21 protein-coding genes and 2 pseudogenes are annotated in these 26969 nt (G+C 48.2%); 15 read left to right on the top strand and 8 right to left on the bottom strand.

All coding sequences use genetic code 11. From position 1 onward, the window contains the following. The first annotated feature begins 53 nt into the window (after nucleotides 1–53). The 7 genes from HRU42_RS04745 to cysE all read left to right on the top strand — a co-directional run bounded on the left by HRU42_RS04745 (nucleotide 54) and on the right by cysE (nucleotide 8040). Entirely contained in the window at nucleotides 54–1001 is a 948-nt protein-coding gene (locus HRU42_RS04745) for a slipin family protein (RefSeq protein WP_295029190.1), read from the top strand. Then, nucleotides 998–1939, top strand: coding sequence for an SPFH domain-containing protein (locus HRU42_RS04740; protein ID WP_295029189.1), 942 nt, complete (start codon nucleotides 998–1000; stop codon nucleotides 1937–1939). The genes HRU42_RS04745 and HRU42_RS04740 overlap by 4 nt, the downstream gene beginning before the upstream one ends. Nucleotides 1940–2040: 101 nt before the next feature. Continuing rightward, nucleotides 2041–2394 (top strand): RidA family protein, encoded by a 354-nt coding sequence (locus HRU42_RS04735; protein ID WP_295029188.1) that lies wholly within the window; start codon nucleotides 2041–2043, stop codon nucleotides 2392–2394. Between the two features lie 125 nt (nucleotides 2395–2519). Then, entirely contained in the window at nucleotides 2520–4685 is a 2166-nt protein-coding gene (gene uvrD / locus HRU42_RS04730; protein ID WP_295029187.1) for a DNA helicase II, read from the top strand. Between the two features lie 111 nt (nucleotides 4686–4796). Continuing rightward, complete coding sequence (ubiA, locus tag HRU42_RS04725) at nucleotides 4797–5660, top strand: 4-hydroxybenzoate octaprenyltransferase (RefSeq protein WP_295029215.1); 864 nt, start codon at nucleotides 4797–4799, stop codon at nucleotides 5658–5660. Nucleotides 5661–5900: 240 nt separating this feature from the next. Next, nucleotides 5901–7007 carry a hypothetical protein gene (locus HRU42_RS04720; RefSeq protein ID WP_295029186.1) on the top strand — a complete coding sequence of 369 codons (1107 nt, stop codon included), beginning with the start codon at nucleotides 5901–5903 and terminating at the stop codon, nucleotides 7005–7007. 262 nt (nucleotides 7008–7269) lie between these two features. Further along, entirely contained in the window at nucleotides 7270–8040 is a 771-nt protein-coding gene (gene cysE / locus HRU42_RS04715) for a serine O-acetyltransferase (RefSeq protein ID WP_295029185.1), read from the top strand. A 25-nt stretch (nucleotides 8041–8065) separates the two neighbouring features. Here cysE and HRU42_RS04710 read toward each other — a convergent pair whose 3' ends face one another. Both HRU42_RS04710 and ilvY read right to left on the bottom strand, forming a co-directional pair. Further along, entirely contained in the window at nucleotides 8066–8875 is an 810-nt protein-coding gene (locus HRU42_RS04710) for a GGDEF domain-containing protein (RefSeq protein WP_295029184.1), read from the bottom strand. 153 nt (nucleotides 8876–9028) lie between these two features. Next, on the bottom strand, nucleotides 9029–9901 hold the full coding sequence (ilvY, locus tag HRU42_RS04705; RefSeq protein WP_295029183.1) for an HTH-type transcriptional activator IlvY: 873 nt from the start codon (nucleotides 9899–9901) through the stop codon (nucleotides 9029–9031). Between the two features lie 187 nt (nucleotides 9902–10088). On the opposite strand from ilvY, the gene ilvC reads away from it, so the two are divergent. The 7 genes from ilvC to HRU42_RS04670 all read left to right on the top strand — a co-directional run bounded on the left by ilvC (nucleotide 10089) and on the right by HRU42_RS04670 (nucleotide 20269). Next, nucleotides 10089–11570 (top strand): ketol-acid reductoisomerase, encoded by a 1482-nt coding sequence (gene ilvC, locus HRU42_RS04700; protein ID WP_295029182.1) that lies wholly within the window; start codon nucleotides 10089–10091, stop codon nucleotides 11568–11570. 506 nt (nucleotides 11571–12076) lie between these two features. Beyond that, nucleotides 12077–13732 (top strand): acetolactate synthase 2 catalytic subunit, encoded by a 1656-nt coding sequence (gene ilvG, locus HRU42_RS04695; RefSeq protein WP_295029214.1) that lies wholly within the window; start codon nucleotides 12077–12079, stop codon nucleotides 13730–13732. Between the two features lie 138 nt (nucleotides 13733–13870). Further along, entirely contained in the window at nucleotides 13871–14098 is a 228-nt protein-coding gene (ilvM, locus tag HRU42_RS04690) for an acetolactate synthase 2 small subunit (protein ID WP_295029181.1), read from the top strand. A 103-nt stretch (nucleotides 14099–14201) separates the two neighbouring features. Further along, complete coding sequence (locus HRU42_RS04685) at nucleotides 14202–15125, top strand: branched-chain amino acid transaminase (RefSeq protein ID WP_295029180.1); 924 nt, start codon at nucleotides 14202–14204, stop codon at nucleotides 15123–15125. 220 nt (nucleotides 15126–15345) lie between these two features. Further along, nucleotides 15346–17196 (top strand): dihydroxy-acid dehydratase, encoded by a 1851-nt coding sequence (gene ilvD, locus HRU42_RS04680; RefSeq protein WP_295029179.1) that lies wholly within the window; start codon nucleotides 15346–15348, stop codon nucleotides 17194–17196. A gap of 1 nt (nucleotide 17197) precedes the next feature. Further along, nucleotides 17198–18748 carry a threonine ammonia-lyase, biosynthetic gene (ilvA, locus tag HRU42_RS04675; RefSeq protein ID WP_295029178.1) on the top strand — a complete coding sequence of 517 codons (1551 nt, stop codon included), beginning with the start codon at nucleotides 17198–17200 and terminating at the stop codon, nucleotides 18746–18748. Nucleotides 18749–19126: 378 nt separating this feature from the next. Continuing rightward, on the top strand, nucleotides 19127–20269 hold the full coding sequence (locus tag HRU42_RS04670) for an alanine--glyoxylate aminotransferase family protein (RefSeq protein ID WP_295029177.1): 1143 nt from the start codon (nucleotides 19127–19129) through the stop codon (nucleotides 20267–20269). 83 nt (nucleotides 20270–20352) lie between these two features. Here HRU42_RS04670 and HRU42_RS04665 read toward each other — a convergent pair whose 3' ends face one another. The 4 genes and pseudogenes from HRU42_RS04665 to creD all read right to left on the bottom strand — a co-directional run bounded on the left by HRU42_RS04665 (nucleotide 20353) and on the right by creD (nucleotide 24860). Beyond that, nucleotides 20353–22287: a hypothetical protein gene (locus HRU42_RS04665; RefSeq protein ID WP_295029176.1), complete on the bottom strand. Its 1935-nt coding sequence runs from the start codon at nucleotides 22285–22287 to the stop codon at nucleotides 20353–20355. A gap of 62 nt (nucleotides 22288–22349) precedes the next feature. Beyond that, nucleotides 22350–22583: pseudogene (locus tag HRU42_RS04660) on the bottom strand (sodium-dependent transporter); the annotation flags it as partial. Next, entirely contained in the window at nucleotides 22577–23383 is an 807-nt protein-coding gene (locus HRU42_RS04655; protein WP_295029175.1) for a phosphatase PAP2 family protein, read from the bottom strand. The gene HRU42_RS04655 and the pseudogene HRU42_RS04660, both read right to left, overlap by 7 nt. Before the next feature lie 88 nt (nucleotides 23384–23471). Next, the gene (gene creD, locus HRU42_RS04650; protein ID WP_295029174.1) at nucleotides 23472–24860 is read right to left on the bottom strand and encodes a cell envelope integrity protein CreD; all 1389 of its coding nucleotides are present in this window, start codon (nucleotides 24858–24860) and stop codon (nucleotides 23472–23474) included. A 219-nt stretch (nucleotides 24861–25079) separates the two neighbouring features. Here creD and HRU42_RS04645 point away from each other — a divergent pair, with 219 nt between their 5' ends. Then, nucleotides 25080–25919: a DUF417 family protein gene (locus tag HRU42_RS04645; protein ID WP_295029173.1), complete on the top strand. Its 840-nt coding sequence runs from the start codon at nucleotides 25080–25082 to the stop codon at nucleotides 25917–25919. A gap of 72 nt (nucleotides 25920–25991) precedes the next feature. Here HRU42_RS04645 and HRU42_RS04640 read toward each other — a convergent pair whose 3' ends face one another. Continuing rightward, entirely contained in the window at nucleotides 25992–26252 is a 261-nt protein-coding gene (locus HRU42_RS04640) for an accessory factor UbiK family protein (RefSeq protein ID WP_295029172.1), read from the bottom strand. Between the two features lie 167 nt (nucleotides 26253–26419). Further along, a pseudogene (locus HRU42_RS04635) lies at nucleotides 26420–26691 on the bottom strand (efflux RND transporter permease subunit); the annotation flags it as partial. Nucleotides 26692–26969 lie beyond the last annotated feature (278 nt).

Below are 26969 nucleotides of genomic sequence, written 5' to 3'. Positions count from 1 at the left end.
ATAACCCGTGGTCTATTTAACAACAGATTAATCAATAAGTAAGGATGGAATCTATGTTTGTGTTTACCCTATTTGTGCTGTTTATCTTTTTTATGCTGTACAAGTTAATGTTAATCGTCCCCATGCGCGAAGTGAATGTTATCGAGCGTCTAGGAAAGTTTCGTGCCGTACTACAACCTGGATTTCATTTCCTGATCCCCTTCTTCGATAGGGTCGCATATAAGCATGAGATCCGTGAGCAGGTCTTAGATGTGCCACCCCAGAGCTGTATCTCGAAAGATAATACTCAGCTTGAGGTCGACGGTTTAGTCTATCTCAAGGTGATGGATGGCAAGCTTGCCAGTTACGGCATCGAAAATTACCGTCTTGCCGCGGTTAATCTCGCTCAGACAACTATGCGTTCTGAGATAGGTAAATTGAGCTTGAGTCAGACGTTTTCTGAGCGGGATAGCCTCAACGAGTCCATCGTGCGTGAGATAGATAAAGCCTCCGCCTCATGGGGCATCAAGGTACTCAGGTATGAGATAAAGAATATCACCCCCTCGAGACACGTCATTCATACGTTGGAGAAGCAGATGGAGGCGGAGCGAAGAAAGCGCGCCGAGATCACCTTAGCCAATGCCGAAAAAGCGGCGATGATCAACTTATCTCAAGGTGAGAGACAAGAAGCAATCAATGTCTCCGAGGGCCAGAAGCAGAAGCGTATCAACGAGGCTAAGGGGACGGCTAAGGAGATCAGCATAGTTGCCAAGGCGAAAGCGGAAGGCATGGGTATGTTGTCGACGGCACTGGCCGTTAATGGCGGTAATGATGCAATGAATATGCAATTAAAAGAACAGTTTATCTGTCAGCTCGGTAAGATATTGGAACAGGCTGATGTCTCTGTTGTGCCAGCCGAGATGGCTAAGTTGGAAGGTTTTTTTGAGGGGATGGAGCAGGTGACCAATGCAGTAAGCTCCTCTTCGTCAAAGACTAATACAGTGAAAGGAGCTCGCTCATGATTGCAGGAATAGATACAGATTTTATCGTGTTGGGCATTTGGGGGCTTATCTTCGCCGTCTTCATCATCAAATTATTTCAATCTATTCGCTTAGTGCCAACAAAATCGGCCTTTATCGTCGAGCGTTTAGGCAAATATCATTCTACCTTAGACGCAGGCTTCCATGCCTTGATCCCCTTCGTCGATAAGGTGACCTATATCCATGAGCTAAAAGAGGAAACCATAGATGTGCCACCACAGGAGTGTTTCTCAAGCGATGAAGTGAATGTTGAGGTCGATGGGGTGATCTATATTTCGGTGATAGATCCGGTTAAAGCCAGCTATGGCATCACAGATCATCGTTACGCGGCCATTCAGTTAGCCCAGACGACGACGCGTTCTGTCATAGGCACTCTAGCCCTAGATCGTACCTTCGAAGAGCGTGATGTGATTAGCGCCAAGGTGGTCGAAGTGCTCGATCAGGCGGGGGCCGCATGGGGGATTAGAGTCCATCGTTATGAGATCAAGAATATCACTCCACCCGATACGGTAAAGAAAGCCATGGAGATGCAGGTGAATGCCGAGCGTGAACGCCGTGCCTTGCTAGCCAAGAGTGAGGGTGACAAGCAGAGCAAGATCAATCGCTCTGAGGGGCTTAAGACTGAGATGATTAACCTGTCTGAGGGTGAGATGCAACGTCGCATCAATGAAGCAGAGGGTAAAGCAGAGGAGATATTAACTATTTCTCGTGCAACCGCTGAATCTATAGAGCGTATAGCAGAAGTCATCTCCGCCCCTGGGGGGCAGAATGTGGTGCGTATGCAGCTCGGGGCTCAATACCTTAAGCAACTCGATGGTTTGAGTCATAGTGCCAGTAAAATAGTGCTACCTGGCAATATGATGGACTTCGATTATTGGATGGACAGCATTGGCCTCAAGGATGACTCGTCACAGAAATAGTGCCTAGATAAGCCAAGCTTACATCACTCGCGGCCCACACCTTTGTTGGGCCGTTTTCATTGCTGAAAAATACTTTTTAACCTCTTTAACAAGGCATTACAATGACAATTGAACGTTTAGAAACGGGTACCCGTATGAGTCGTATCGTTAAGCATAATGGCACTATTTATCTCTGTGGTCAGGTATGCAAAGACGCCAACCAAGGCATAGCCGAACAGACATCCAGCATGCTAGAAAAGGTTGATGCTCTGCTTGAACAGGCGGGAAGTGATAGAGAGCATATTCTTTCTGCGACAATTTATATCAAGGATATGCAGTACTTCGCCGAGATGAATGCGGTATGGGACGCCTGGGTTCCCGAGGGGCATGCACCGGCTCGTGCCTGTGTCGAGGCTAAGATGGCCCGTGATGTATTATTAGTCGAGATATCTGTGGTGGCAGCACAGAAGGTCTAAAACTAGGTTTTAGGCGCGAGGAAGGAGAAGCCAAGATGACGGCCTTCGCAGCTATAACTGCCTAGAACCTAGGATCTCATCCCCCGCTCCTGTTATACTGCTTGCTCGATTTTTTGGAGGCAAGAATGGACGTATCTTCTTTACTAGACGGCCTGAATGATGAGCAGCGCGCAGCTGTAGGGGCGCCGCTATCCAGCATGTTGGTATTGGCAGGGGCTGGCAGTGGCAAGACTCGGGTATTGACCCATAGAATTGCCTGGCTGATGCAGGTCGAACAGCAGAGTCCATATTCAATTTTAGCGGTAACCTTCACCAATAAAGCGGCGGCAGAGATGCGCGAGCGAGTGGAGAAGGTCAGTGGCAGCAATATGGGCCGCATGTGGATAGGGACTTTCCACGGTTTAGCCCATCGTCTGCTAAGAACCCATTATCAAGACGCTAACTTGCCCCAGACGTTCCAGATCATCGACTCTGATGACCAGCTACGTCTAATCAAACGTATTCTTAAGAGTCTTAACTTAGATGAGAAGCAATATCCGCCTCGTCAAGCCCAGGGCTACATCAACGGCAAGAAAGATCAGGGATTAAGGCCAAAGCACATCGATGCGGGTGGTTTCCCAATAGAGCAGAATCTATTGCAGATCTATCAAGTTTATCAGGAGTCCTGCGATAGAGCCGGTCTGGTCGACTTTGCCGAAATTCTATTACGTGCCCATGAGTTATGGCTCAACAAGCCCCATGTACTTAAACATTATCAAGACAGGTTTAAGCATATTTTGGTGGATGAGTTCCAGGATACCAACGCGATTCAGTATGCCTGGATCCGTGTGCTGGCCGGCGACGGTGCTAATGTGATGATTGTCGGCGATGACGATCAGTCCATCTATGGTTGGCGCGGTGCTCAAGTCGAGAATTTACACAAGTTCCTCGAGGATTTTCCCAAGGCTAACACCATACGTCTGGAGCAAAACTATCGTTCCACCGGTCATATCCTCAAGGCCTCTAACGCATTGATCGCCAATAACCCAGATCGCCTGGGTAAGAAATTGTGGACCCAAGATAAAGACGGCGAGCTTATCTCAATATACTGTGCATTTAATGAGATGGATGAAGCTAGGTTTATCGTTGGACGCATCAGTGATTGGCACGATATGGGCGGAGAACTAAGCAGTTGCGCCATCCTGTATCGTTCTAATGCTCAGTCTCGGGTTTTAGAAGAAGCCTTACTTCACAAGGGCTTAGCCTATCGTATCTATGGTGGCTTGAGATTCTTCGAGCGCCAAGAGATCAAAGATGCCATGAGCTATCTGCGTCTCATCAACAATAAAGATGATGATGCGGCCTTCGAGCGCGTGGTCAATACTCCTGCTCGCGGGATAGGTGGACGCACACTCGATATCTTACGTTCTACCGCAAGGCAGCAGCAGTTAACCCTGTGGCAAACTTGCTTACGCTCCCTCGAGGAGAAGCTGCTCAGTGGACGTGCGGCTAATGCTGTACGTGGCTTCATGGACCTCATCGTAGAGATGCAGCAAGATACTCAAGAGATGACCCTGCATCGCACTACCGACCATATCATAGCCAAGTCAGGCCTCAAGGCCATGTATGAGGCTGAGAAAGGCGAAAAGGCGCGTTCTCGTGTGGAAAACCTCGATGAACTCGTCACCGCAGCACGTACCTTTATCATGCCCGAAGAGATAGAAGATATGGGTGAGCTTAGTGCTTTCCTATCTCATGCTGCGCTCGAGGCCGGAGAAGGGCAGGCGGATGCATTTACCGATGCGGTGCAGCTGATGACATTGCATTCGGCTAAAGGCCTGGAGTTTCCTGTGGTGTTTATGTCCGGTGTCGAAGAGGGAATATTCCCCAGCCAGATGGCTATGGATGAAGGGGATAGACTCGATGAAGAGCGTCGTCTCTGTTATGTAGGCATGACTCGGGCCATGGAGAAGCTTTACATCACCCATGCCGAGACGCGTCGAATCTATGGCCGGGAAAACTTCGCCAGGCCATCACGCTTCATTAAAGAGATCCCCACTGAGCATGTGGAGGAGATCCGCCTTAAGACTCAGGTGAGTACGCCTAGGAGAACCAGTACTACTCTTACTCGTAGCATAGTGGTGAATGATTCGGGCTTTAAGGTAGGCCAAGGGGTGATGCACCATAAGTTTGGTGAAGGTAAGGTGACCAATACCGAGGGCAGTGGTTCCCAAGCCAGAGTACAAGTCAATTTCTATGATGTCGGCAGTAAGTGGCTGGTTGTTGCTTATGCTCGACTGGAGACTTGCTGAAAAGCGCTATAGTCCTTGAGTGTGTCGGTCATATGTCATTTATGATGATTAACCTGGTTAGATTTATAACGTTAAATTAAGCGTTTGAGCGGTATTGGGAGAGCCTGAATGATGAGTTTTTTAAAGGGGAAATTAGACGTTTATATGCGTCTTTCCCGTATGGACCGCCCAATAGGGACCTTATTGCTGTTGTGGCCGTGCCTGATGGCGTTGATATTGGCCGCTGGTGGCATGCCCGATGTTAAGGTGCTGGTGATCTTTATTTTAGGTGTGGTGGTGATGCGCGCTTGCGGTTGTATTATTAACGATTACGCCGATAGGGACCTCGACTCCCACGTAGACAGGACTAAGTCCCGGCCCCTGGCCAGTGGTGAGATATCCAGCAAAGAGGCGCTGCTACTATTTGCAGTAATGGGCCTATTTGCCTTGGGCCTAGTCTTGATGCTCAATCCTCTGGTTGTCCAGTTATCTGTCGTTGGCATCATATTGACTGTCATCTACCCCTTTACTAAGCGCTTTACTAACATGCCGCAGATGTTTCTCGGTGTGGTATGGAGTTGGTCGATTCCTATGGCCTACGCGGCGCAGACCGGCAGTGTTCCCGCCGAGGCTTGGTGGTTATTCTTCGCCAACTGGTGCTGGACCGTGGCCTACGACACCATGTATGCCATGGTGGACAGAGAAGATGACTTGAAAGTTGGCATCAAATCTACTGCTATCTTGTTTGGTCAATATGATAGGCAGATCATTGGTTTGTTTCAGCTTGGCGCATTAGCCTGTTTTATTACGGCGGGTTGGGCGGCAGACCGTGGTCTGGTATATGCCTTAGGTGTGATCACGTTTGTTGGCTTTAGCCTCTATCAACAGAAGCTGATTTACGCCAGAGAGCGGGCTCCCTGCTTCAAGGCCTTCCTGAATAATAACTGGGCAGGTCTAGCCCTGTTTGTTGCCTTAGGCGTTGATTACCTTATTTAAACTTTTTAAGACATTGAGCCTGCTGGCTCAATGTTTATTTCATTCTGGGTCTCTACATTCATTGGTTCGAGCGTGATTATCAATTTCAGCAACAGACTTACATACTCAAGGCCCCTGCATCATTAAAATTGAACGCCTCAAAGCCACTGGCGATATGTCAGTGACCACAGCGATTTAATTCCTTCCTAGGCAAAAGATATCATGTAACATGATGACAACATCTATTCGTTGGAGGGGCTTATGAGGTCTAGTATAAAGTTCAGGCTGATTTTTCTTGTCAGTGCAATCATCAGTTATACATTGGGCTTTCAGCTGCTTCCAGAAAACCTCGATGAGACAAATAGCCATCTGTATGTGTTGGTATTCTCGATGCTGTATTTCTTCATACTGCCGGCTATCTATTGGTATTGCATTATCAAGGTGGGTGAGCAGAAGCTGTGGAAGATGCTGCTCATTTTTAGCTCGAGTAGCTTGATGGCAAGGTTGAGCTTTCCGGCTGAAATAGCGAGCTATTTTGAGTTTATCGCCTGGCTGCGTTACCCGATAATTGCCATATTACTGGCTATCGAATTATATCTTATGGTGAGTATCATCAAGGCTCTGTGGCAGGCACGTAACTTATCCGCTGATCCCAGAGTGCATATCTTAGATACCTTTCAAGAAGAAGACGATAAGAAACGCTCATTGGCACTCGTCTTGGCATCGGAGCCTGCGAGCTGGTACTACGCCATTCCTTATTTGTCACGAAATCATGTCAGCGGCATCACCAGTCTAAAATTACGTTCGGCTGCCAGATGGCATTGGTTGATGATGACTCTGGGGACCCTGGTCATGGCCGCCTTAGCTTATGTGATCATCTCTCCCTGGAGTGAGTTGCTGGCCATTATAGTGTCGAGCATTACTGGTTATGGTGTGATCATGCTGGCTGCCAATTACAGGATCTCCCGCCATTTCTCTATCTATGGTCATAAAAACAAGCTGGTTATCAACAATAGTGTCTGGGGCTTTATATCCATAAAAATTGAAGAGATAAAAAGTGTTGAATTGGGCAGTTATCCGAGAAAAAGTGACAAGGAAGGGCTGCATTTCGGCTATGGTGATAGCAGCAATATCAAGTTGAGCTTTATCAGGCCTCAGACTTATTTTGGTGGCCTAGGCCAACTGACCGAACGAGTAGAGGTCATCGATATGCATGTCTCTGAGCCTCAGAAATTAGCCGACTATATCCAAAAATATTCCGACAATATTTTTGCTAAAGATGCACTGATGAGTCAGAACCAAGTTAGTGAACTCGCGGGTAAATCCGATGATTTTCCGGCTCAGGTTAACTCGGGTGTGAACCAATGACTAAGAATATGTTTACTGGTCTAGTACAGAAATTTACCGATTGATTTATCAACTTATTCATTAGTGAATATTTAATGTTACTCGGTTCCTAACGCTGTCCTGTATTACGCTACTGGTTTGAGTTGGTTATGCCATATAGCTATTTGCTCTTATAGCTTAATGTTTTCTTCTCAGATTAGGTTAGACTTTACGTTGCTGCATTTTTTTTACAGATATTTAATTTTCACATCTTCTTTGTTCATTATTTAAGAGTTTACGTCATATGCGTTATGAAGTTTGGGAACAGCTTAGGGTCGAAGCCGAAGCCTTGGTTCGTAAGGAGCCCTTGCTTGCCAGTCATGTTTATTCATCGATACTCAATCACGATTGTCTGGGTTCGGCGCTCAGCTTTATCGTGGCCAATAAACTCTCAGATGGAGTGGTGTCGCCTTTTACCTTCCGTGAATTGTTCGATAAAGCCTTCATCCATTGCGAGCAGATGCTAACCAATGTGGCCACAGATATTAAGGCGGTGAAAGAGCGCGATCCCGCGGTTGTAAGTTACCTCACGGTCATCTTGAACCTCAAGGGGTTCCAGGCTATTCAGGTACACCGCCTGGCAAATTGTCTCTGGAATCAGGGCCGCACCGAGTTAGCGCAATTCATTCAGAGTCGGAACTCGGAAGTATTCGGTGTCGATATTCATCCGGCCTGTAAGATGGGCACGGGCATCATGTTTGACCACGCTACGGGTATTGTTATCGGTGAAACAGCGGTTATCGAAAATAATGTGTCTCTGCTGCAAGGAGTGACATTAGGTGGCACGGGAAATCAGCAGGGTGATCGTCATCCCAAGATCCGTGCCGGGGTGATGATAGGTGCCGGTGCCAAAGTATTGGGTAATATCGAGATCGGGGTAGGGGCTAAGATAGGCGCAGGCTCTGTGGTATTGACCGATGTTGCGGCTCACACCACAGTAGTCGGTGTACCCGCCAAAGTGGTCGGTAAGCCCGAGTCTATGTGCCCAGCCGAAACCATGGAACAAACGATATAGCCGAGTCAGACAATTAACCTGCTTTCTATCGTGTGAGCTGGGTGGCATATATCTGGTAATGCTCGGCGCTCTTCTTAGCATGATACATGGCTATATCCGCACTCTTCATGATACTTTTTCTACCATCGCCATCTTTGGGGTATTGAGCTATTCCTATGCTGACACCTATGATTATGATGCAATGGTTTTCACTGCTAATCTCTTTTAGTAACTCATTTTGGATGACTCGAGCTATTGTGACTGCATCTTCGGCCAAGGTGTATGGAAGCACTAGGGCAAGCTCATCGCCACCCAGTCTCGCCGTAATTGCACCTTGTGGAATCACCTTGATTATCCTCTCTGCAACGACCTGTAGTACATGATCGCCTTCGGCATGACCGTATGTATCATTAATCATTTTAAAGTCATCGAGATCCATCATCAAGAAGCTAAACATCTGCCCTTCGGTGGCGATCAGCTTATCGATATCTTCATAAAATTGATTGCGATTGGGCAGGCCAGTTAAAGGGTCATGGTGAGCTTGATAGTGCTTCTCTCTAATGGTTTGCTTTAGTTCAAAGATGGTCTCTCGACTCATCTTAGTCACTAGATAGACAAAGCCACCACCGCCACAGAAGATGATAGCTATGATTAAGTCTAAGGTATCACCTTGGTGAGTAAATAGGGTCCACAAGAATCCCAGATAGCCGAAAATAAACATAAGGATCATGCTGATCAAGATTAGCCAGCCATTATGGTGATGGTCGGGAATATTGCAGAGCTGGTGAGTGGGAACCAGAGAGGCAATAAGGCCTAACAATCCAATAATTACCAAGACAATCGCAAGAATATCCATAGTCTTCTGTAGATATTTCCAATAAGTTAAGCAGGCATGTGGTGGATTTATTGTTTCTGAATTAAGTATAGATGAACTTATTATGCGGGAGGTAGCGGCGAACCAGACTGAAATGCGGTGCCAGCCTTTAATTGCCTTATGCAATGGTATTCGTTATATCACTTTCAGAAAGGCCGCGACTATCGGGTCATCTAATTTATTGTTTCTGCAGCAGCAACCTAGTTCGAAGGGGGGGATATCTATGGGAGTCGGGATGATCTGAATTCTATCGCGTACAGGACTGTTATTAATAACAATATCAGGTGTGATACTCACCCCACACCCTAGCGCCACCATAGAGGCCATCGCCTCTTGCCCTGAGACCTGGGCATAGATGTTGGGCGTCAGGCCCAGCTGCTTAAACCAGTTGTCGATGCGTTGTCTCCCCGGCCCATGTTCAGGCACGATAAAGGGCAGACGGTCCCAGGGAATATATGACTCAGTTAATAATTCCTGCACCTGACAGCGATATGTTGGCGCTATGATGACTAGAGGGATGTCATCTATCTTGGCGAAGTGCAGATTTTCCGGGAAAGGGTCAGGCAGGGCGGCGATGGCGATATCGGCGCGGTTATTTTTCACTTCGCTAACCGCGTTGGCGGCGTCACCTGTGGTCAAGGTTATTTCAACAAGAGGATGCTCCCGCCTAAAGCTATCGAGTAGCCCAGGCAGGTGGCTATATGCCGCAGTTACCGAACAGTAGAGGTTCAATCTGCCCCTAAGCAGATCTTGTTTAGGGTCAATCTTGGTCTTGAGCTTAGTCCAGTGATCTAAGGTCTGCTCGGCAAAGTGGCGATATTCGACGCCGGCGCTGGTCAGGGCGACGCTGCGGTTATCTCGGAGGAAAAGCTGGGCACCGACCTCATCCTCTAACCTCTGCATGACTCGACTCAGGGTCGAAGGACTGACATGCATGGCCTGAGCCGTTCTGGAAAAATGCAGGCTTTCCGATAGGTGCAGGTAAAGTTTGATTGTTTTGATATCCATTTTTACCTCATTAGGGCGTAGGGACTGAGTTAATCGGTGTTGCAAAAAATGCAATATAGTATCCCGAATATATCATTTTAAGCAATTAGAATCATCAGCTATAGTGATCTCAATCACTGCTCGTGCTCACGTTATCTAAGCCCATGAAGCAGCTCTCCTCAATTCGATACAAAAGGTGGTACATCAGATGGCTAACTATTTTAACTCTCTGAATTTGCGTCAACAATTAGAACAGCTGGCTCAGTGCCGCTTCATGGACCTTAATGAATTTAGCCAAGGTTGTGACTTCATTAAGGGCTGGAATATCGTCATCCTAGGTTGTGGTGCTCAGGGCCTCAATCAAGGTTTGAATATGCGTGATTCAGGCTTGAATATCGCTTATGCACTTCGCGCCGAGGCGATCCAAGAGAAGCGTGCTTCATATCAAAAGGCCACGGGTAACGGTTTCCGTGTCGGTACCATAGAAGAATTGATTCCCGATGCCGATCTTGTGCTTAACCTGACGCCGGATAAGCAGCACACTAACGCTGTTAGTACGATCATGCCGCTGATGAAGCAAGGAGCCACACTTTCCTACTCTCACGGTTTCAACATCGTTGAAGAGGGGATGCAGGTTCGTGAAGATATTACCGTCATCATGGTCGCGCCTAAGTGTCCGGGTACCGAGGTACGTGAAGAGTATAAGCGTGGTTTCGGCGTACCGACTCTGATCGCGGTTCACCCTGAGAACGATCCTAAGGGGCAAGGTTTCGATATCGCTAAGGCCTATGCCAGCGCTACCGGTGGCGACCGTGCGGGTGTGCTGCACTCATCATTTATTGCCGAAGTGAAGTCTGATCTTATGGGTGAGCAGACCATTCTTTGTGGCATGCTACAAACTGGCGCCATCTTAGGTTATGAGAAGATGGTCAGCGATGGTATAGAGCCAGGCTACGCGGCGAAACTTATTCAGCAAGGTTGGGAGACCACCACTGAGGCTCTAAAGCACGGTGGCATCACCAACATGATGGATCGCCTGTCTAACCCAGCTAAGATCAAGGCCTTTGACATGGCCGAAGAGCTGAAGGGCATTCTTGCTCCTCTGTTCGAGAAGCACATGGATGACATCATAGGTGGGGAGTTTTCTCGCGCCATGATGGTCGATTGGGCCAACGATGATGCAAACTTGCTTAAGTGGCGCGCCGAAACAGGCGAGACCGCCTTCGAAAATGCACCGGTTAGCGACGAAGATATCGACGAGCAAACCTATTTCGATAAGGGTATCTTCCTCGTTGCCATGATCAAGGCCGGTGTCGAGCTGGCGTTCGATACCATGACGTCTGCTGGCATAGTCGCAGAGTCGGCTTACTACGAGTCGCTACATGAAACACCACTGATAGCTAACACCATTGCACGTAAGCGTCTCTACGAGATGAACGTGGTTATCTCAGATACCGCCGAATATGGTTGTTACTTGTTTAATCACGCCGCCGTGCCTATGTTGCGTGACTTCGTCAATGCCATGTCTCCGGAGTACCTAGGTCGCGGACTCAGCGACAATTGCAATGGTGTCGATAACCAACGCCTAATCCAAGTCAATGCCGCCATTCGTGGTACTGGCGTGGAGAAGATTGGTGCCGAGCTACGCGGCCATATGACGGCTATGCAGCAAATCGTCGAAGAGAAGTAACAGATAATTTCAAGATTGAGGCTAGGTTAACCGAAAAATCAAAGGATCATTTTTGACGTATCGTTTGCATGATGAAACCAGGTGTTTCTTCTCGGTAACAAGGTTTTGTTGTGTTTTTTATTGGCTTTGTGGTATTGATTGATGGTCTCGCGATCTTAATCGAGAAAACACCGAATTTAAGCAAACTCATTAGGAAACAGTCAAAGCATGGTAAACCAGGCAGCCCTACTCATTATTGAGATTATTACCCTAGTGATTATTAGATCACTGCGGGGGGCTCCCATGGCGCATCGATAAACCTAATTAGGTAAAGATTGCAACTAACCCCCCGCTCCGCAAGGACCGGGGGTTTTTTCGTTTAAAGCCCGACTAAGAAATATGCAAAACGGCTTTACCCTACAAATACTGAACCGCTAAGGTTCGGCATGGAGTGACAGATACAGATGGAACAAGGGCAGACACAGCAAGACAATTCAGAGGCCGGACAAGCGGATAGTGGGCAGATGATGCGCGGCGCCGATGCCGTGATCAAGGTGCTAGTCGACCATGGGGTGACGAATATTTTTGGTTACCCTGGCGGCGCTATCATGCCGATTTATGATGCGCTTTACGGTGCACCGGTGGAACACCTATTGAGTCGCCATGAGCAGGGCGCCGCATTTGCAGCCTTAGGTTATGCCCGTGCGACAGGTAAGACTGGGGTGTGTTTCGCGACATCGGGTCCTGGGGCTACCAATTTAGTGACCTCATTGGCCGATGCCTTGCTTGACTCTGTGCCTGTTGTCGCCATCACAGGTCAGGTATCTACCGCCGTGATTGGCACCGATGCCTTCCAGGAAATCGATGTTTTGGGTATGTCGCTGTCGTGTACTAAGCACAGTTTCATGGTGACCGAGATAGAGCAGCTGGTTCCGACCCTGTATAAGGCGTTCGAGATCGCAGCATCGGGGCGTCCGGGTCCTGTGCTGGTGGATATTCCTAAAGATATCCAAATCGCTATGTTCGAGTACTCGACTCCCATTCAGGAGAAGTCCCCTCAGCCTCAAGCCGATACCTGCAAACTTGATGATGCCTTGACGCTACTCAAACAAGCCCATAAACCTATGCTCTATGTGGGTGGTGGCGTAGGTATGGCGAGAGCCGTTCCTCAATTGCGTGCATTTATCCAGGCCACGGGTGTTCCCTCTGTGGCCACACTAAAGGGCCTGGGTAGCATAGAAAAAGACACGTCGGGTTATCTGGGCATGCTAGGCATGCATGGCTCCAAGGCGGCCAATATTGCCGTCCAGGAGTGTGATCTGTTAATCGTGGTCGGCGCTCGTTTCGATGACAGGGTTACCGGTCGTTTAGCATCCTTTGCCGAGCATGCCAAGGTGATTCATTTGGATATCGATGCGGCGGAGTTGGGTAAATTACGCTTGCCGGAAGTGGCCATCGCCGGCGATCTACGTCAGGTGTTGCCCGCATTGACGACCGAGTTAGCTATTGCTCCCTGGCGCGAAGAGGTTGGGCAATTGAAAGCCGAGCATCAATGGAAATATGATCGCCCAGGTGAGCTAATATTCGCCCCCGCCATGTTGAAACGCTTAGCCGATAAATTGCCAGAAGATAGTGTGGTGACTTGCGATGTTGGCCAGCATCAGATGTGGGTGGCCCAGCATATGTGGTTCCGTAATCCTGAAGACCACCTGTCTAGCTCGGGCTTGGGAACCATGGGTTTCGGCCTTCCTGCCGGCATCGGCGCTAAGGTATCCCGTCCCGATGCGACCGTAGTGGTCGTCTCCGGCGATGGCTCCTTTATGATGAATGTGCAAGAGCTCACCACCATCAAACGGCGTAAGTTGGCGGTTAAAATTTTGCTGATAGATAACCAGAAGCTGGGCATGGTGAAACAGTGGCAGCAGCTCTTCTTCGAGGAGCGTTACAGCGAGACCGATCTTTCCGATAACCCAGATTTTGTCACCTTGGCATCGGCATTCGACATTCCCGGCCGCACCATCACCACACGTGATCAGGTAGAAGAAGCGTTAGATCATTTAATTAGCTGCGAAGGCCCATATCTGCTGCATGTGAGGATTGATGATGCTCACAATGTCTGGCCACTGGTCCCACCGGGTGCCAGTAATCGTGACATGATGGAAGAGATGGACAAACAGACATGATGCTCTCCATCAAGGTCTGGCCACTGGTCCCACCGGGTGCCAGTAATCGTGACATGATGGAAGAGATGGACAAACAGACATGATGGACAAGCAGACTTAACGCACAACGCAGGTAAGAACGAGTGGATAGGAGTAGAGATGAGTTATCAATTGAGCTTAACCTTAGTGCAGCAGCCTGAAGTGTTGGAGCGTGTATTGAGAGTGGTACGCCATCGCGGTTTTAAAGTGACCAAGATGGATATGCAGTTAGCAGGTGAGCACAATGTTCGACTCACAATGCATGTCGAGAGTGAACGGGCCATAGAGCTACTGACTAATCAGCTAGATAAGCTTGTCGATGTGATCGACTGTCGGGTACAGGCTTAAGGCTTACTAGATACTGATGACAGGCTATTAGATTAGCGATAATAACAAAGTGAACAGTTAACGCCTGTTGCAATGAATATTGACAGAGAGTGAGGAAATAGAGATGACCACGAAGAAAGCAGAGTTTATATGGTTCAATGGTGAGATAATACCTTGGGGTGATGCTAAGGTGCATGTGATGTCTCACGGCTTACATTATGGATCTTCTGTCTTCGAAGGGATCCGTGTCTATGATACTCACCTGGGCCCGGCGGGATTCCGTCTTACCGATCATGTGCAACGTCTGTTCGATTCGGCTAAGATCTACCGCATGCCAATTCCTTATACGCATGATGAGCTGATGCAGGCCTGTCGTGACAGCGTGCAGAAGAATGATCTCAAGAGTGCCTACATTCGTCCGCTGGCCTTCTATGGTGATGTAGGCATGGGGATCACTCCGCCTAAAGATGCCGTGTGTGATGTCATGGTTGCGGCTTTCCCCTGGGGCGCCTATCTAGGTGAAGACAGTATGGAAGCTGGGGTCGATGTGGCTGTGAGCTCATGGAATCGTCTCGCACCCAATACCATACCTACCGGCGCTAAGGCCGGTGGTAACTACTTGTCATCGATTCAAATTTCCACCGAAGCCAAGCGTAACGGCTTCGATGAGGGCATAGCCCTGGATGTGAATGGTCTGGTCAGCGAAGGTGCTGGTGCTAACCTGTTCGTGGTCAAGAAAGGAAAAATCTATACACCACCTTCGACGTCGGCCATCCTTATGGGCCTGACTCGAGATAGCATCATCATCCTGGCTCGTGAAAAGGGCTATGAAGTGGTCGAAGAGGCCATGTCCCGTGAGTTCCTCTATCTCGCCGATGAGATATTTATGACGGGCACAGCGGCAGAAATCGTGCCGGTGCGCAGCGTCGACAGAATCGATGTTGGCGCCGGTAAGCGCGGCCCCATCACAGAGTCGATACAGGCGAGCTTCTTCGGCCTGTTTACCGGTGAGACCCAAGACAAGTGGGGTTGGTTAGAGGTCTTATAATAGATCGGTTTCGCATCGCTATTGATGCCACTTCGTGGTGGAACATGACCTAAACATTAAGTCATCTTTAGGTTTGCTTATGAGTCACACAATTGAAATATACACTACCTGAAAGTTTATATCTTTTAGGTTTAAAAATGTTAACTATAATCTTGAATCGTCTGCTCTTCCTAGGCACTAGGAACTAGCACCTCGACCCTGCTCAATAAGGACAATCGCAATGCCTAAATTACGTTCAGCTACCAGTACCGAAGGTCGTAACATGGCCGGAGCCCGCGCCCTATGGCGTGCCACCGGCGTTAAAGATAGTGATTTTGGTAAGCCAATTATTGCGATTTCCAACTCATTTACTCAGTTTGTTCCCGGTCATGTGCACCTCAAAGATATGGGCTCGTTAGTCGCTGGCGCCATCGAAGCAGCGGGCGGTATCGCCAAAGAGTTTAATACAATCGCGGTAGATGACGGTATCGCCATGGGCCACGGCGGCATGCTCTATAGCCTGCCTTCACGTGAGCTTATTGCCGACAGCGTCGAGTATATGGTCAATGCCCACTGCGCCGATGCCCTGGTGTGTATCTCAAATTGTGACAAGATCACCCCAGGTATGCTGATGGCGGCACTTCGCCTCAATATTCCGGTGATCTTCGTCTCCGGTGGTCCAATGGAAGCGGGTAAGACTAAGCTTTCGGGTAACATCATCAAACTGGATCTGGTTGATGCCATGGTGGCGGGTGCGGACGATCGCATATCGGATGAAGACAGCGATAAGATTGAGCGCAGCGCCTGTCCTACCTGCGGATCATGTTCCGGCATGTTTACCGCTAACTCGATGAACTGTTTGACCGAAGCCTTAGGCCTGTCTTTGCCGGGTAATGGTTCCATGCTGGCCACTCACGCCGACAGACGCGAGCTCTTCTTAGAAGCGGGTCGCCGCATCATGGACCTGGCTACGCGTTACTACAAGCATGACGATGAGTCTGCATTGCCACGTAATATCGCTAACTTTAGGGCGTTCGAGAATGCCATGACTTTAGATATCGCCATGGGCGGCTCAAGTAACACGGTATTGCACCTGTTAGCCTCGGCTCATGAGGCAAAAGTTGATTTCACCATGGCCGATATCGACAGGCTGTCACGCCTGGTGCCTCATTTGTGCAAGATGGCGCCTGCGAGCCCTGAGTATCATATGGAAGACTTGCATCGCGCCGGTGGCGTGATGGGTATCTTAGGCGAGCTCGACCGAGCCGGCCTCATTCATAACGATGCCTACCATGTGGCGGGTACAAACTTGAAAGAGGTACTGGCCAAATGGGACATCGCCCAGAGTAAAGATGAGGCGGTACATAAGTTCTTCACGGCGGGACCTGCGGGGATCCCGACCACTCGGGCCTTCAGTCAAGATTGTCGCTGGGATAGTGTGGATGACGATCGCGAAGGCGGTTGTATCCGTAAGCGTGAATTTGCTTTTAGTCAGGAAGGCGGCCTAGCGGTGCTTTCCGGTAACATAGCCATCGATGGTTGTATCGTCAAAACAGCGGGCGTGGATGAAGATAATCATACCTTTGTCGGCTCGGCCCGTGTGTTCGAGAGCCAGGATGATGCCGTTGCCGCTATCTTGGGGGGCAAGGTGGTTGCCGGTGACGTGGTCGTCATTCGCTACGAAGGCCCTAAAGGTGGCCCAGGTATGCAGGAGATGCTTTATCCGACCAGTTACCTTAAGTCTCGCGGCCTAGGTAAGGCGTGTGCGCTTATCACAGATGGTCGTTTCTCTGGTGGTACTTCCGGCCTGTCTATCGGCCATGTTTCGCCAGAAGCGGCGGCTGGTGGCACCATAGCTCTGGTTGAGACAGGTGACAGAATCGAGATCGATATTCCGGCGCGCTCGATCAAACTTGCCATCAGTGACAGTGAATTAGCGGCTCGTCGCACTGCAATGGAAGGGCGCGGTAAGCAGGCCTGGAAGCCTGTTGGGCGTGAACGCTCCGTATCTCTGGCACTCAAGGCCTATGCCTTGCTGGCGACCAGTGCCGATAAAGGCGCGGTGCGAGATGTCACCATGTTGGAGGATTAATATGTTGGCATCAAGCTCCAATGCTAGGCTAGATCTGGCGCACTATTATCTACAGAAGATCTTATTGTCTTCTGTCTATGATGTGGCTAAAGTCACGCCACTCTCTAGTTTGAATAAGCTGTCGGCCCGCCTGGGCTGTCAGGTGTTCCTCAAGCGCGAAGACATGCAACCCGTGCACTCCTTCAAGCTGCGTGGTGCCTATAACAAGATATCTGAGCTCACAGCCGATGAGTGTCAGCGTGGTGTGGTGTGTGCCTCTGCGGGCAATCATGCTCAGGGGGTCGCGATGTCGGCTGCTGCGCTTGGCATCAGCGCGGTGATCGTGATGCCGGAAACGACTCCGGATATCAAGGTCGATGCGGTCAGGCGTCTCGGCGGTGAGGTGGTACTTCATGGTCAGGCCTTCGATCAGGCTAATATCTACGCTCAGGCGCTTGCGGCTGCAGATGGTCGCGTCTACGTGGCGCCATTCGATGATGAGGCCGTGATTGCTGGGCAAGGCACCATAGCCCAGGAGATGCTGCAGCAACGAAGGGACTTAGAAATAGTCTTTGTTCCCGTGGGCGGTGGCGGCCTGATCGCCGGCATTGCCGCGTTTTATAAGGCTGTGATGCCCGAGGTTAAAATTATTGGCGTCGAGCCGGAAGATTCTGCCTGTTTAAAGGCGGCCTTAGAGGCCGGTGAGCGGGTTATTTTACCTCAGGTCGGCTTGTTTGCCGATGGCGTCGCGGTTAAGCAGATTGGCGCCGAGCCATTCAGGCTAGCACGGGAATATGTCGATGATGTGATCACCGTCAGCTCGGATGAGATCTGCGCCGCGGTGAAAGATATCTTCGAAGATACTCGCGCCATAGCCGAACCAGCCGGAGCCCTGGCTCTGGCTGGTCTAAAGAAGTATATGGGCGATGCGGGTAAAGGTGAGAAGGTGGCCGCCATTCTCAGTGGTGCCAATGTTAACTTTCATAGCCTGAGATATATCTCTGAGCGCTGTGAGCTTGGGGAGAAAAAAGAGGCTATTCTGGCAGTTAAAGTCCCCGAACGTCCGGGTATCTTCCTGCGCTTCTGTGAATTGTTAGAAAAGCGGGTGATGACTGAGTTTAATTATCGCTTCAGCAGTCGGGATAAGGCGGTAGTGTTCGCCGGGATCCGTCTATCGGAAGGCCAGAGCGAGCTGGATAAAATCATTGCAAGGTTGGAGAGTGATGGCTTCGAGGTGCAAGATCTTTCCCATGATGAGACGGCGAAATTACATGTGCGCTATATGGTGGGCGGGCATCCGCCGGAGAAGCTCGATGAGCGCCTGTTCAGCTTCGAGTTTCCCGAGCATCCTGGCGCCCTGTTTAAGTTTCTGACGACCCTGCAGAGTAAGTGGAATATCAGCCTGTTTCATTATCGAAACCATGGCGCCGCTTTCGGTCGCGTCTTGGCTGGCTTCGAGGTTCCCGAGTCCGATAACATGGCATTTCAGCAGTTCTTAACCGAGCTGGGCTTCGTCTATCATGAAGAGACTCAGAGTCCGGCTTATAAGCTGTTCTTAGCTAACAGAGATTAGGCTAGTCTTGTCGAGATAAATGGCTAATAGCACAGGCAAGAAGATTAAAGTAGTGCAGAGATATGTCTCGAAGTGAACATTTCGAATACTGGAGTCGGGCAGAGTCGGTGCAATAGCGAATAAAACGGAGGACGCATATGCGTCCTTTTTTTATGTTATCTTTTAAACGCCGGTTTGAATTTGGACATCAAGCATTAGTCCACTTGTGATAGGTAGATATAGACAATAAGATGTCATAAGGCACAAGAATCACTTCACCATAGTCAAGGTGACGCTAGATAATATAATACGTAGGGAATGAGTGTTTTGTCTTAAGACTAGATACTAATCAAACAGTTACCCCTTATCTTTAATGTAAGGGATTTTCGAGGAAGTCATATGTTAGCAGCACCCAGTATCGATGCGTTTCATCCCCCGCGTAGAACCTTGATGGGGCCCGGCCCCTCCGATGTCTACCCTGAGGTATTAGCCGCTCAAGCGCGTCCCACTATCGGTCATTTAGACCCTTTGTTTGTTGGCATGATGGACGAGCTTAAGGCGCTTATTCAGTATGCCTTTCAGACTAAAAATGAGATGACCTTAGCCGTGTCGGCACCGGGGAGTGCCGGCATGGAGACCTGCTTCGTTAACTTGGTCGAGGCGGGTGAGAAGGTGATTGTTTGTCGCAACGGTGTATTTGGCGAGCGTATGCGTCAAAACGTCGAGCGCGTCGGAGCCACGGCTGTGATGGTCGATAATGAGTGGGGAGAGGCGGTCAGTCCTGCCGATGTCGAGGCGGCATTGAAGGCCCATCCGGATGCTAAGTTTCTCGCCTTCGTTCATGCCGAAACCTCTACCGGTGCCCTGTCCGATGCTAAAACCTTGTGCGGCCTGGCGAAGCAATATGACTGCCTGTCTATAGTCGATGCCGTGACCTCAGTGGGCGGCGTCGAGCTTAGGGTCGACGAGTGGGGCATAGATGCCATCTATGCCGGCAGCCAGAAGTGCCTCTCTTGCGTACCTGGCCTGTCACCGGTGTCGTTTTCTCCGGCTGCAGTTGAGAAAATCAAGAGTCGCACCACCCCAGTGCAGAGCTGGTTTTTGGATCAAACCTTGGTCATGGGCTATTGGAGTGGTACCGCCGATAACAGTGCCAAGCGCAGTTATCATCATACGGCGCCGGTTAACGCGCTTTATGCCCTGCATGAGTCTTTGCGTATACTGGCTAAAGAAGGCCTAGAGGCTTCGTGGCAACGTCACGCCGATATGCACCAGGTGCTCAGACAAGGACTCGAGGGATTAGGGCTTAAGTTTGTGGTCGAAGAGACCTGCCGTCTGCCTCAGCTCAACGCCGTCTATATCCCGGAAGGTATCGATGATGTAGCAGTGCGTAAGCAGCTGTTGGAAAACTATAACCTCGAAATTGGCGCCGGTCTCGGCGCTCTGGCAGGTAAAGCATGGCGCATCGGTTTGATGGGCTTTGGCGCTAGAAGAGAGAATGTAGCGCTTTGTCTTAAAGCCTTGGAAGAAGTGTTGAATTAGATCTAATATTGGCCAAAATAATCCGTAATCGAATGCCAGTAAGCTAGACTTACTGGCATTTTTTTATCAGTTAACCGTTTTGCTTATCCCGAGTTAAGTTTGTTACCGTAACAGCTCGCCAGAGGTAATGGGGTGTCGTCGGTTATTTTTAATGCGCCAAAGCGTGCTGATATTTGGCTGTAGAGCTCAGGGTATTTGAGTCGTAGCAGTGCTAATGCTCTTCTATGGTAGTCGTGTACAGGTGGCGAGAGCTGCATCAATACCTCAAGGTAATCCAATACTTTTTTTGGGTTGAAGTAATAGCTTGAATCTATTACTAAGTATAAAGGATCTGTGCCGATAGGCTTATCATGATAGTCACTCCTTTGGCTGACTAAGTAACTGAGTAAATCTAACTTACGTCCTTCGATGCTAAGATAAATAAGCGTCTTTCCTGTGTGATCCGTTCCAGTAATGTCGAGTCCATTGATGTGCAGCTCTTCGAAATAAATTGAGTTATTTCTTCCATACATCATCAGTAACGTAAAATCTATCTGTTCTTGCCTAAGTCGACTACTTTGTAAAGCTTGATAATAACTGGCGTCCCATGGGAGGATTTGATAGAAAAACCAGCGCAGTTGTGCCTCTGTTAAATTAGCGGATTCAATGATTTTTATTACTTCAAGAATTTTATTGTTACGCAGTTTCTTACCAAAAACCTTGGATTCTAGTGCTTTATTTCTTGGGTGAGAAAATGGGAGGTGCGTTTGTTGCGTTGCCATAAAACATTGTGCTAATGCTGGTTCGATATTGTGAAGGTTGATCGCATTCACTACTCTATGCTCATTTTTTAGCTGAGTCATATAATAGTTAAGCGTTTTTGGTTGCCATTTTTTATCGATTTTAGAAATTCTAGCTTGGCAGGAAAGTAGTTGTTCTGGTGAAGCCTCTTTCTCAAGTAACAGGTCTCGCTCTTGGCTGAGTCTAACGATCAGTTTTGCATCGGGGTCGAAAGCTAACCTTCTTCTCGCTGGTATTTGCGTTAGGTCTAGCTGATAGTGCGCCGATAGTGAGGCGAGTTGTTGTTCGGTAAAATGATAAGAGTGTCGCGGGAAGGAGCCTGATACTGATTGATCCGTTTGTGTATCGAAGAAGGCGGCTGCATTTAGGCCTTGTAGTTGTTCTATAATATTAATCTGACTGATAACTGCACCATCCTCAATGCCTTTTCCTAGGACATAGCTCAGCTTGGCTAAAGCATGCTCCATGGTCGAGCCAAGATAAGCATCGTTAGACAGTGTACTGTGTTGTTGTAAAAGTTGGCTGACAACACGATCCCGCCCCTCAAAAGCTGCTACATCAATCAATAATAGCAGTTCATCCCCTATAAAGTCATAGCCAAGCATTTGGTTAATATCATCTAATTTGTTTATGGCTTCAGTTAATACTTGTTGAGAGAGCTCTTCCTGTTTGACTAACCAAGCGACATCATCGATGCTTAATTCTGTCGTTTTAATAAGTTGTAATGCCGCTTTTTCGGTTAAATCGGCAATGCTTTCTAATGCTGGTTTGGGAACTGCGATTTTAAACTTAAAATCTTCAGGCAGATCAGGGATTTCGTTTTTCAATAATTCATTTATCTTTAAATTATTTAGGCTCAGTTGTGATTGTTTCTTTAATTGCTCGTCGCGCCAGCTGGCGGCGAAATTTGAGTTTGAGAAGTGATCGATTGCCGATGTGATGTCATCAATCGAGTATCCGTCATTGAGGTATTTACTCCAATCTTGGGAGCGACCAAAGTTATTCGATTTAGCACGGCTATTTTCAATGAGCTGTTTGCACTGTTGATAACGGGTGACGGATAGGCTGGGAGCATGAGTATCCATCTCTTTTGATGCATTAACTGTGTTGGCCACAGTATCAATATCGTTCACACTAGACTGAGCCGGCACTTTTTGAGGGGTAGGCCATAAAAAATAAAATACAATAGTCACAATTATGCTGACCATTGTGATGAGCTGAGTACGTTTTTTTTTCACTTAGTTCCTTCCCTAAAGCTGAGTAAAATTAACAACACCATGCTTAAGGCGACTATTAACTAGGTGGCCTTGTTGCGGCCCATTTCTCTCTTTTCCATCAGGTAGCTGGTGGGTACCTCAAGGATAGAGATAGCCGATGTCAGACCTGAGATGGTCATCAAGATGAAGAATACGAAGGCTAAAATATATTGCAGGTTACCACCTAAGGTATCAGAATTAAGTAGGCTGCCATCTGCGGCGAAAATCTGTACGCCGTTATGCTGCGCCACATACATGGCGGGAATGATCATCATGGCGACCGATCCGCTTTTATCTGCCGTGGGGCTAGTTTGGACGAAATCGACCAGACTAAAGGAAATACCTTGTGAATAACCAATAGGCTGAGAAGTCCGATGATTCCACCGAGTAGAGTCGAGGCGAGTACATCTTGCGTCCAATGCATTCCCAGTAGCATGCGACTGAATCCCATGGCGATGCTCCAGAAAAAGAGCAGGCTGGATATCCATATATTACCCGCTATCAGGAGGTAATAGCTGGCAACCATGGTCAAGGTGATAGCAAGTAAGGTGTGCCCCGAGGGAAATGAAAAGTCTACTTCATGTTGCCAATGCTGCTTCACTAATGGCGCTAAGGTTATCTCTGTGTCGGCGTGTTCGATCTGATTGACTGCTGCCATCATCTGCTCTTTGCGCTCGGCTTTGGAAAGAGAGTAAAAGTTATCGGTGTTAAGCAAGTAATGCTGCTCTAGCCAGACCGCATTAGGGCGCGCCTCGTTGAAGAAAGGTTTAAGGTAATGGCTGAGTCCGAGTATGGTACACATGCTCAGTGAGATAGCGAAAAATAGGCTAAAAAATCTTGAGTGCTCCAGTCTTCGATAGCTTAGGAGTAATACTAAGAATATTGTCGCGACGCCATAGGGAAACGTTCCACTTGAAGTTATCAAAAAAAGTATTTCGGCCGCAGTGGAATCGAGAGACAACCAGGGAAATAACGATATGTCAGAGACAAACAGGATGCCGGGTATGATAAGCAGGAATATCCAGCCCAGTATCATAGGAATTAGCACGGAAGGCATAAAGGAGGATGGGCGCTTCAATGGGATAGCCTCATTTTAAAAGTGCCTAGGCTAACTTGCGCATTCGCGGCAAGCTAGCCCTGTTGGCAGAAATATCAATTAAATATCGTTAACTTGATGGGTCGACTCGGCTGGTGTCGTCGGGTTTATCTGAGTTCAAAGTCTCTTGTCCTGCCCCTCGAGTGACATACATAAGGATCAACATGATGACCACTAGGAGGCCGGTCCCCATGAGCAGGGCATAATCTTCCAGCTTGAGGATGGAGTAGAGCACAGTATATAGGGCTATCAACATGGCTGACATGATCCCGCCACGCTTGATACAGGATGTAGCACTGGCAACATAGGCCGAAACTGAAGTGATTGGGACGCTGGCCGCTATGATGTAAGCCAGTGAAAAGGTTAAGTGCTCAGATAGAGACAGTAGCAAGAGATAAAATAGTGTCATGGCACATCCCACCAGCAGATATTGGATCAGGCTCAGGCTGGTCTTCTGACTCAGTTCAAATATCAGTAATATGATGAAACTGAGTATGATAAACAGCAGGCCGTATTTCACCGAACGCTCAATTTTACCGTAGTGAGTGACAGGCTCGAACAGTATCGTATTGGCTTCTATCTCCCTCAAGTCGATCTCTTGATTCTTGCTAAAAATTTGAGGAAAGTTACGGCTGAGATGGCTGATCTCCCAGTTGGCACTGAAGCCTTGCTGAGTGACTTCTCTATGTGCCGGCAGTATTCCCTTGAAACTGGGGTGGGGCCAATCGGCGCTGATCTGGATACTGGTCTGTTCCCCCAGAGGGAGTGCGCTGATAGATTGTGAACCTCTCAGTTTAACGGCAAAATTTAAGGTTAATTTCTTCTGCCCACCTTCTAGCTTAATGGGTTGGTGGAAGCCTCGTTTCAGTCCTATCTGGTTTGATAGGCCTGTGCCCGACATTATGCTGGATTGAACGATTAGCGCCCCTGTAGATTCACTTCTCAGCTCGAAGGTCTCTATTTTATCTATGGCTTGATTGGCCGATATACCGAAGACGATACGAGCATTTTCGATATCGAACTTAGACATGTTTGGCACCTTAGCCGCAGCGACTTCGAAGTTCGCAGAGCCTGTGATGCGTGCATTGTAGACCAGAGACTGAAATATGCCTCTGGAACGAAAGTCATGGGTGAGATCGATATTTAGCGTTAGCTTCTTAGGTAAGATCACCAGTTCATTCTGATAAGTGCTGGTAAATTTTCTGACCTTGCCTTCATCATTGACAGTCTCTTGCACAACTTGATAGGTATAGGGCACGACGAGAGCAGGCCCGGAGATCTGCTGTCGCTCCCCCCAAGATTGACCTATCTCCTCCACCACTTGGTGGTATAAGTTCTCTCTTTCCCAAACCATATCCATCACTAAACCCAATGGGATGAGTGACAAGAGAGATAAGAGCGCAACCAGTAGTATTTTATGGGTAAGATTAGTTTTAGCAGAAGTTAAAAGATCTAGCATGAAAAATCCCTCTAATGTGATAGGCACCATTTGAACAAATTTCTTCATGGATATGGGGGCTAAGCTATGATCAATGATGGCGAAAAAATGGCAATCTTGTGAAGAATTGTGGAGCTTATGCTTATTGGTAACTGCGCTAGATAGATAATTGTATTCAGTTTCAGTGTAATAGTTATTCCGATTTAAGGGTCTATTGCTGCATCTGAATTGGAGATTGAAATGTTTGAGATTAAATCTATACCTGGGTTAGCCGTTGCACGCGTGTTATTGGGACTCTTCCTACTGACGACTGCAATGAATCGATTTACAGCCCTAGATGTCGACTATTTTGCTAAACAAGTCGCGACCATAAGCTTGCCTGATCTCCCTTGGCTATCGGCCTTGTTAGGCGTCATACAGCTGAGCGTGGTCGCTGCATTAATCTTTCCTAAGCATAAACTGAGTCATGCAGGCCTCTATCTCTATTCGCTAATGGCCTTGATACCTATGCTGATGTTATTCACTCACCCGGTTTGGATCGATAGTCTGGGCGGGTTCCCGGCCATCGGTGCCGGACAGGGTTTGATTAAGTATCTGGCCATCGTCGGCGTCTCTGCTTTTATTGCCTCTCATTACGCCGGTCATCAAAAGTTAAATCGCTTCTCACTTAAGATCATCTGGGCCGGAGTGGTATTGGTGATGCTGTGGATAGGCGGCATGAAGTTTACTCAGTTCGAAGCAGATGGCATCGAGAGATTGATGACGACGAGTCCACTATTTAGCTGGATTTACGATATTTTTAGTGTACTTCATGGCTCATATTTTATCGGCGTGGTTGAGTTGCTTGCGGTCTTTGGGCTTATTATCGGTGGGAAATATGTCTGGGCCAGGACATTTGGCTTAGCGGTTGCGGCATTAACGTTTATGGCGACCCAGACCTTTATCATCAGCTTACCGGCCTATGAGATGAGCCGGGGCTTGCCTTTGTTGACTGGCAGTGGTCAGTTTATCGTCAAGGACCTGGTCTTGCTGGCAGGATGTATATTGCTGTTTGCAGCGAATAAGTCAGAAGCCAAATAGCTGGCAATAAAAAGAGCGCTTAAGCGCTCTTGATTTTTGTCATGCCTTATATCGAGTGATATAAGGTTAAACTTATTCGCTGTCACTCTCGTTGAGTCTCTTTTCCAGCGCGTTGACCTGTGCCTGTAGGGCCTCGAGCTTTTCACGGGTCTTGAGTAAAACATGCTGCTGCACTTCAAACTCTTCGTGGGACACTAGATCCAACTTCATCAATTGGTTTTGCAGGATCTGCTTACTCTTATCTTCAAATTCACCGGCGAATTGCTTCAGGCCACTCGGCAGGCTTTCGGCTAATTGCTTGGCAACTTCTTCAATTTTCTTTGGATTGATCATTATCTATGGTCCGCCGTTGGCTAATACTTTAAATACGAGTGCTTTTAATATTAGCTGGATTGTACCTGAGCATACCCGCTATTGGAAAATAAAAAGGCCTGAATAAAATATTCAGGCCTTAGTGTTATAAACTTAAAACTTAAAACTTAAAACTTAAAACTTAAAACTTAAGCTTGTGGCGTATCGAGTATGAGTGCTTCGTCGAATACTGGGAGTGCTTGATGCCGCTGTGCTAAATAGGTGTAATCACAGGTAGCACGAACAGGGTGCCTATGGCTAGGCCTGACACGATCACTAATCCGATATTGAAACGTGCGACGGCACCATCACCCACGGCGAATAACAAAGGAATAAGGCCGGAAATCATGGCCGCCGTTGTCATTAGGATAGGGCGTAACCGTATGCTAGCCGCCAGTTTGATCGCGTCCATCTTGCTGAGTATCGACACTGGCTTCATGGCTTATTTGCTGCGTAGGCAGTCCTTGTGCCCTTGGATGGCGATGATTTTTCGGCCGCAGGCAATATCCATTCACTTGTATTGCCTATAAAATCGGTTGGATTCTGCGTAAATGGACGTGCGGCCGCTATTTTAAGTTAGAGAATTACCGAACGCAATTCTCTATATGTAAATTATGCAACGAATTGGAAATTTAAATTGTCAGATTGAAACCTGAGAGTTTCTGGTATGATCGCCAGCTTCGAACCCCTTTTTAATCT

Source organism: Shewanella sp. (assembly GCF_013214165.1).
In the GTDB taxonomy this organism is placed as follows: domain Bacteria; phylum Pseudomonadota; class Gammaproteobacteria; order Enterobacterales; family Shewanellaceae; genus Shewanella.
This window is presented reverse-complemented; position numbering and strand designations above follow the sequence as displayed.